At 32.6% G+C, this 843-nt stretch carries 2 pseudogenes; one reads left to right on the forward strand and one right to left on the reverse strand.

From position 1 onward, the window contains the following. Nucleotides 1-262: pseudogene (locus IDG60_RS16980) on the reverse strand (hydroxymethylglutaryl-CoA reductase, degradative); the annotation flags it as partial. A 253-nt stretch (nucleotides 263-515) separates the two neighbouring features. On the opposite strand from IDG60_RS16980, the pseudogene IDG60_RS16985 reads away from it, so the two are divergent. Then, nucleotides 516-843: pseudogene (locus IDG60_RS16985) on the forward strand (hydroxymethylglutaryl-CoA synthase); the annotation flags it as partial.

The raw sequence follows: 843 nt of genomic DNA on the forward strand, positions 1-843 counted from the left end.
CTGCAGCGACAACTGAAGGCTCTTCCACCATCATAGGTACAACATATGCCTTATCGTCCACAATGATATTCGGTAATAATCCAACGGGTAATGCACCTTGCGCGATGACATTTTCAATTAAACTATTGGCTACTTCTTCATCGATTAATGGATGATTCAGTAAAATGTCGAATTGTTCTTCTGATAACCATTGCTTATCAACCAATTGTTGTAACTTTTCTTTACGAGATAAATGTCGAAAATTCTTATCTAAATTTTGCATGGACGTACTCCTTTTACTTCACATAATTTTTAACATTTCAATCACTACTATTTTTACCATAAAATAACGTTATTCGTCTTAAAATTCAATTGAATAATTGTCGTTTTGACTTTAAAATAAAACAAGGTAAATTAAAACGCTTACAAGAAACGACAAATCATTTTTAAATTTAGTATATTTCTTTGTATAAAATTAGCATATTCTGATATGATACAAGTGTTGCTTTTATAAATTTGAAAGGATGTAAAACCTTATGACAATAGGTATCGATAAAATAAACTTTTACGTTCCAAAGTACTATGTAGACATGGCTAAATTAGCAGAAGCACGCCAAGTAGATCCAAACAAATTTTTAATTGGTATTGGTCAAACTGAAATGGCTGTTAGTCCTGTAAACCAAGACATCGTTTCAATGGGCGCTAATGCTGCTAAGGACATTATAACAGACGAAGACAAAAAGAAAATTGGTATGGTAATTGTGGCAACTGAATCAGCAGTTGATGCTGCTAAAGCAGCCGCTGTTCAAATTCACAACTTATTAGGTATTCAACCTTTTGCACGTTGCTTTGAAATGAAAGAAG

It is taken from the genome of Staphylococcus sp. EG-SA-2, from assembly GCF_017152085.1.